Origin of the sequence: Staphylococcus sp. HMSC13A10 (genome assembly GCF_001808005.1) — a bacterium.
In the GTDB taxonomy this organism is placed as follows: Bacteria; Bacillota; Bacilli; order Staphylococcales; family Staphylococcaceae; genus Staphylococcus; species Staphylococcus pasteuri.
This window is the reverse complement of record NZ_KV791853.1, coordinates 1-6,980: the sequence shown is the minus strand read 5'-3', so window position 1 is coordinate 6,980 and position 6,980 is coordinate 1. Positions and strand designations below refer to the sequence as shown.

Sequence of the window (6,980 nt, the reverse complement as noted above, 5' to 3'; positions counted from 1 at the left end):
GGAGAGGTCTTGCCACAAGTAGACATTGAAAAGCGACCAAATATTTGGTCGCTTTATTTTTATACTGTAGGAGAAATTATGAAATTATACTATGTTGATGAAGATTATATTAATGAATTAAGAAATGTAGATGAGAGAGTATTATTAAATAAATCCACTCGTCCTTATTTAGGAGTTGTATTATCTATTAATGATCTTAATTATTTTGTCCCCTTAAGTTCCCCTAAAGAAAATAAAAAACTAAATAATCAACTATCAATAAAATTGTTTGAGGTTAATAATATTCAAAATAGATTAGGATATCTATTATTTTTAAATATGATACCTGTTCCTGATAAATATCTTTCTAAAATAGATATGCAATACATAAAGGAGCAAGATTTAGAATATTATAACTTATTAACTAACCAATTAATTTTTATTAGGCAAGAAAATCAAAGAATCGTAAATAAAGCCCAAAAAGTATATAAAAATGCTGTGATAAAAAAAGTTTCATTTTTTGAATCAATGTGTGTAGATTATTTAGCATTGGAAAGATATGTGAAAGATTTAAAACAGTAAAAAAGATAATTCTGTCAATAATTCCCCTCAACATACTCAGAAGAATTTTAGTGTAAAGTCTTTGTAATTGTCTATCTTAGTTAATTAGATGTTTACTATTATTTCTATATTAATATATAGCTAAAATTAATAAAATAGAAGTCATTAGCTGAATTACTTATGAATCAAAATAAATTTTATATACAAAATGTCATTTTTGAGTACGCTCTAAATAAACAAAAATAGTCCTCTTATTAAAATAAGAGGACTATTTTTGTTTAAAATTATTCAAGACCATTCGCTTTCTAACATACTCATTTGCCATAAATTATAATATTCTCCATTTAATTTTCTAAAGTCTCTTTTTTCTCCTTCTTTTATAAATCCAATCTTTTTGTAACTTTTAATAGCTGATTTATTAAAGGCAAAAACACCTAATTCAATTCTGTGTAGTCCCAAATCTTCAAAAGCCTTTTTCAATAATTTCTTTATTATTTTAGGGCCTAATCCTTGGCCACGCATTTGCGGATCACCTACTAAAACTTTACTTAACGTGGCGGAACAATTTTTAAAATCTATATTATTTAAAGCAATATGACCTATAATTTTTTTTGAATTATTTTCTTCAATGATAACTTTATAAATTATTTTACTAGAATTTTCTTTATTTGTGTCTTTAATATATTCCTTTAATTGTTCTTCATCTAGGGGATAATTAAAATCTGTACCTGCCCATTTGACTAAAAGTTCAGGAGAGTTTATCCAGTTTATTAATAAATCAAAATCTTTCTCCTCAAAATATTCAAACTTAATCAATAAATTACTCCTTAAATAATAGGTTATTAACTATAAAAATTCAGTGAATGTTGCAATATAAACAACCACTACAATTTTTTGATACTTTCTTCATCAACTTTCTATCTTAAATTTTCGATTTTTTATAAAGCGTTTTGTATTATCTAAATAACTCTTTACAATTTACTGATTTTTAAGCTTTTGCTAATAGATTTATGCAACTTTAATATTATAAGTAAATCTATGCACTTCATCATTAAATTTAAATTCTGCCCAAATTTTATACATCCCTTTTTTAGGAAAATGAGCATAAAAGGTTGTAGAATCAGGTGATTCTGGGTGAACATGAATATAATCAGTTAATTGCTCATCAAATATAATCACATGTCCTAAAGCTCCTAAATAAGGTTGGGGAGTTAATTCTGTATTGAAAGTTAAAGGGACATGTTCATCTTCTTTAGCACTTATAGAATTTAAAGTTACATGAACTCCTTTGTTAACTTTTACCCAATTTTTATCAGAATTTAAAGATGTTGTAGAGGTTATTTTATCTCCAATTTGCAGTTCAATAGGATGAACGGAATACACATGGTTTTTTGGTGTAACATCAACAAAAGCCTGGTAAGTTCCTGGCTCTAATTGTTGGTTAATTATAAATAAACCTTCATGCTTTTTTTGAGGGTGTAGGTGGTAATATTTCTCCATGTCATTAGATACTAAAACGAAATGCATTTCTTTTTCATGCATAGTATCTAATAATGGGGCATTATTAAATTCATCTTCTAACGTAATTTCTATATTACCATCTCTATATACAACATTTGCTTTAATTTCGGGTTTGTTTGAATGATATTCATGATTATGATTCATATTTTTATCCTCCTTAATTTTTAATAAGGGCATATCATTAAACGATATGCCCAACTATTTAAATTATTTAATTACATCGTAACCTTGATCTTCAATAGCTTCTTTAAAGTCGTTGAAAGCTACTTGATTTTCATCAAATTCAACTTCCACATTCCCATTCGCCAAGCTTACTTCTGAAGATGTTACACCATCTAATCCATTTAATGCTTTTTCAATTGAATGCTTGCAATGGTCACAGCTCATACCTTCTACATTAATAACTTCGTTAGTCAATGTTGTCACCTCCTTTCAAGAAATATAAGATTCTTATAATTTCATACGTTTTAGACGTAAAGCGTTTGTGACAACACTTACAGAACTTAAAGCCATTGCTGCTCCCGCAACCCAAGGTGCTAGCAGACCAATTGCTGCTATAGGGATACCTGCAACATTGTAACCAAACGCCCAAAATAGATTTTGGCGAATATTACGAATTGTAGATTTACTTGCTTTTATTGCTTTTGGAATTAATAAAAGGTCTCCTCCTAAAATAGTTATATCAGCAGCTTCGATTGCAACTTCTGTACCTGTACCAATGGCAATACCAATATCTGCTTTAACTAGTGCTGGAGCATCATTGACACCATCTCCAACCATAGCTACTTTTTTACCTTCAGATTGAATTTCTGCTACTTTAGAAGCTTTTTCTTCTGGTAAAACCTCTGCAATAATCGTGTCTATACCAACTTGTTTTGCTATTGCTTGTGCGGTACGTTTGTTATCACCAGTTAACATAGCAACTTCAATACCTAATTCATGAAGTTTTTGAATAGCTTGTTGGGCAGTATCTTTAACTGTATCAGCTACAGCGACAACCCCTCTCAATTCGTTATCTACGCTTATAAGCATTGCAGTTTTTCCTTCTTTTTCAAATTGAGCGAGATTTGTTTCAGCTTCATTAGTTTGGATTCCTTTTTCACTCATTAGTTTTCGATTTCCGACAAAAAGTTCTTTACCATCAATTGTTGCATTTATACCGCGCCCTGGTATAGCTTCAAAATGGTCTACTTCTAAAAATTCTAATGATTTTTCTTTAGCATAACTTACGATAGCTTCAGCTAGTGGGTGTTCAGAACCTTTTTCTGCACTAGCTAACAATTGTAATGTTTGATCATCTCCACTAAAATCAGTGACTTCAGGTGTGCCATTTGTTATAGTGCCAGTTTTATCTAAAACAACTGTATTAATAGCGTGTGTACCTTCAATGTGTTCTCCACCTTTAAATAGAATGCCATTTTCAGCAGCTTTTCCGGTACCCACCATTATAGAAGTAGGCGTAGCTAAGCCTAACGCACAAGGACAAGCGATAACTAATACTGCTATTGCAGCAACTAAGGCTGGTTCAAATTGTCCCGGCTGAACTAATGAAATCCATATAATAAATGTGAAAATCGCGATACCTACAACGATAGGTACAAAATATCCAGAAATAATATCTGCTAGTCTTTGTATTGGCGCTTTAGAACCTTGCGCTTCTTCGACAACTTTAACAATGGAGGCAAGAGCTGTATCTTTACCAACTTTTGTTGCTTCAACAGTAATTGCTCCATTTTTATTCATTGTTGATCCTATAACATTATCATTTTGCATTTTTTCAACAGGAATAGATTCACCTGTCAACATTGACTCGTCAATTGAAGTCATACCTTTAATTATTTTGCCATCTACTGGTATTTTTTCTCCTGGTTTGATAACTAAATAGTCTCCTTCTTTTACCTCACTTAAAGGAACCATAGTCTCTTCACCGTTGCGTAATATACGTGCTTCTTTAGCTTGTAAATTCAACAATTTACTTAACGCATTTGTTGTTTGTGTTTTAGCACGTGCTTCTAAATACTTTCCGAAAAGAATTAAAGTAATTAATACAGCACTTGTTTCAAAATATAGGTGTGGCTCATAATTTGTATTAATTAACCACTTAATCGATTCATAAATACTATAAAAGAAGGCTGCGCTTGTACCTAAAGCGACAAGAACATCCATATTTGCTGACCCATTACGAAGGTTTTTATAAGCGCCTACATAAAATTGCCAACCAATAACAAATTGAACAGGCGTTGCTAATACAAATTGGAACCACGGGTTCATAAATATATGTGGTATTTGAATACCAAATAAATGAACGAACATTGTCATTAACAATGGAGCTGCTAAAACAGCTGAAACAACTAATTTAATTAACTGTCGTTTTAATTGTTTTTCTTTTTGGGAACTTTTTTCTGATGCTTCTTTTTTAGGTTGTGCCTCATACCCTAGGTTTTTAATACGTTGTTGAAATTCATCTACAGACGTCATATCAGGGTTGTATTCTACAGTAGCACTTTCTGTGGTTAAATTAACTGTAGCCTTATTTACACCTGAGATTCGATTTAAAACTTTTTCGATTTTATTCGAACAAGCTGCACACGTCATTCCCATTACATCGAGATCCACTTTTTCGGTTAAAACTCCATAACCTGTTTTTTGAATTGTATTTGCAATATCTTCTAATGATGTAACATTGGGGTTATATTCAATTGTAGCTTTCTCTGTAGAAGGATTTACATTAGCGTTAACTTCATCTAATTTATTTAGATTTTTTTCTACTTTATTCGAGCAAGCTGCACATGTCATGCCTGTGATACCTAATGAGGTTTTTTTAATATTTTCACTCAATTATTTCTTTCCTCCTATTTTGAAAATTGTTTTAATACAACCATCAATTCTTTGATACTTTCTTCTCCGTTGCCATTTTTAATACCTTCACTTACACAATTAGATATATGGTCTTCAGTTACTATAAAACCCACTTGTTTTAGGGCTGATTGTATTGCTGTTATTTGTACTAGTACATCTATACAATATCTATCTTCTGCTATCATTGATTGTAAACCGCGCATTTGTCCTTCTAATCTATTGAGTCTATTGAGCAATGCGTCATTGTTTTTAACAGTAGTAGTGTTCAATTTCACCCCTCCTCATATACCCTAACGGGGTATCTCTTGTTGGAATCTATATTATACCCCTAGTAGGTATAAGTCAATACAAAAGTTTCATATAAAAAATTAATATTTATAGTTTGTTTTAAGAGGTACACTTGTATAAAATGTATGCTAAAACTTATATTAGGAGAGATATATTTGGATAAAAATATACAACTTGAGCTTTACACAAGACCTACATGCTCTGATTGCCAAGAATCAAAAAGGTATTTAAACTCTCAAGAGATTAGTTATAGTCATAAAGATGTAAGTCAAAATTTGGACTTAGAAGAAGAAATGAAAAAAATATCAGGCAACCGAATTGTTCCCTTATTTGTTTTTTATAAAAAAATTTTTTGGGGTAAAAAAAAGTTGTTTAAATATTACGTGGGATTTGAAAATAACAAAAAAGATATATTAAATATATTGGAATAATTAAATAAACAGCCATTATTAAAAAATAATGGCTGTTTATTTAATGATGATGTTGACTGTCTTCTTCTTTCACGATACAAAACAATTTTTCACTATGATTATTGTTAGAAGTTTCAGTCTGTATTGTGACATGTTGAATATTTTGATGATTGAGTTCATGTTCTATACGTTTAAGTAAAAACTCATTTTCAGTAATGGTCATTGTATCTTCTACAACAATATGACAAGATAACGCGTTTAATCCGCTAGTTACTGACCAAACATGAAAGTCATGAATATTTTTAACTTCTTTGAATTTTTTAATAGTTTTAATAATGTCTTTTGTATTTATATTGCTTGGTGCTCCCTCCATTAATACATGAAGACTTGATTTTGTTACATAAAAGCCGCTACGTAGTACTAAAATTGCTACAATCACACTTGCTAAAGGATCCGCCCACCCCCATCTAAAAAATATAATGAGAAGGGCTGCTATAACTGCACCTATAGATCCAAGCATGTCGCTTATTACATGCAAATATGCTCCACGCATATTTAAGTTTTCTTCTACATCGCTCCCGCGCAGCATTATCCAAGCCACAATAATATTAATAAACAAGCCTACCAAGGCGATAATTAACATGCCTGTAGAAGCTACCTCAGGGGGGTTTTTAAATCTCTCAATAGCTTCATAAAAAATATAGATAGCTATTAACATCAAAGTAATACCATTAAGTACAGCTGCTAGTATTTCAAACCTTTTGTAGCCAAAAGTTTTATTTGTATTAGCTTGCTTCGCTCCTAAAGTAAATGCAATTAAAGCAATACCTAAAGAAATAGAATCACTTAACATATGACCAGCATCTGAAATTAACGCAAGACTGTTAGTAAAGAAACCACCTAACCCTTCTACAATCATGTAACTTGTAATAATAATAAAACTAATTAATAAAGTCTTTTTGTTCGCGCCATGTGTATGATTATGATTGTGATCGTTTTCCATTTAATCCCTCCTCTTTTTAATGATGAAAAATATTTTCTATAATTTGAATTTTTGTTTTTATAACTATAGAGTTAAAAAATATAAAATTTCAATTAATGTTTTGTTACTCGAAGAAAATCATACTAACTTATGAATATATGCTCATATATTCATAAGTTAGTATGATTTTTATCCTTTGTCAATATAGAAATGCTTTGTATTTTGTATATTAAATAAAAACCCTACTTTGCTTTGGACAGTAGTGGGATTTTTGCATATGATAAACCACACTTCACTTGCTAAATATTAACTATATTATAATTAACAAGTGATAATTTCTTTTTAGAGAAAATAATGTATTCACGCCTTTAGGCGTGAAT

Annotated in this window: 8 protein-coding genes; 2 read left to right on the top strand and 6 right to left on the bottom strand. The window is 30.4% G+C overall.

The window, feature by feature from the left end; translation table 11 throughout:
• A partial coding sequence (locus HMPREF3125_RS04455) for a type III toxin-antitoxin system ToxN/AbiQ family toxin (protein WP_256278068.1) occupies positions 1-561 on the top strand: 561 nt, incomplete at its 5' end.
• 267 nt (positions 562-828) lie between these two features.
• Here HMPREF3125_RS04455 and HMPREF3125_RS04450 read toward each other — a convergent pair.
• The 5 genes from HMPREF3125_RS04450 to HMPREF3125_RS04430 all read right to left on the bottom strand — a co-directional run bounded on the left by HMPREF3125_RS04450 (position 829) and on the right by HMPREF3125_RS04430 (position 5,189).
• Positions 829-1,356: a GNAT family N-acetyltransferase gene (locus tag HMPREF3125_RS04450; protein WP_001831394.1), complete on the bottom strand. Its 528-nt coding sequence runs from the start codon at positions 1,354-1,356 to the stop codon at positions 829-831.
• Between the two features lie 192 nt (positions 1,357-1,548).
• Positions 1,549-2,205, bottom strand: a complete 657-nt coding sequence (locus HMPREF3125_RS04445) for a hypothetical protein (RefSeq protein ID WP_001831384.1) — start codon at positions 2,203-2,205, stop codon at positions 1,549-1,551.
• A gap of 63 nt (positions 2,206-2,268) precedes the next feature.
• The gene (copZ, locus tag HMPREF3125_RS04440) at positions 2,269-2,478 is read right to left on the bottom strand and encodes a copper chaperone CopZ (RefSeq protein WP_001831373.1); all 210 of its coding nucleotides are present in this window, start codon (positions 2,476-2,478) and stop codon (positions 2,269-2,271) included.
• 33 nt (positions 2,479-2,511) lie between these two features.
• Positions 2,512-4,899, bottom strand: coding sequence for a heavy metal translocating P-type ATPase (locus HMPREF3125_RS04435; protein ID WP_001832797.1), 2,388 nt, complete (start codon positions 4,897-4,899; stop codon positions 2,512-2,514).
• 14 nt (positions 4,900-4,913) lie between these two features.
• Positions 4,914-5,189: a metal-sensing transcriptional repressor gene (locus HMPREF3125_RS04430; protein WP_070452184.1), complete on the bottom strand. Its 276-nt coding sequence runs from the start codon at positions 5,187-5,189 to the stop codon at positions 4,914-4,916.
• Between the two features lie 174 nt (positions 5,190-5,363).
• Between HMPREF3125_RS04430 and HMPREF3125_RS04425 the strand changes: the two genes are divergently transcribed.
• On the top strand, positions 5,364-5,639 hold the full coding sequence (locus tag HMPREF3125_RS04425) for a glutaredoxin family protein (RefSeq protein ID WP_001831374.1): 276 nt from the start codon (positions 5,364-5,366) through the stop codon (positions 5,637-5,639).
• A 40-nt stretch (positions 5,640-5,679) separates the two neighbouring features.
• Here the strand turns inward: HMPREF3125_RS04425 and HMPREF3125_RS04420 are convergent, their stop codons facing one another.
• Positions 5,680-6,621, bottom strand: coding sequence for a cation diffusion facilitator family transporter (locus HMPREF3125_RS04420; protein ID WP_001831389.1), 942 nt, complete (start codon positions 6,619-6,621; stop codon positions 5,680-5,682).
• Positions 6,622-6,980: the final 359 nt, after the last annotated feature.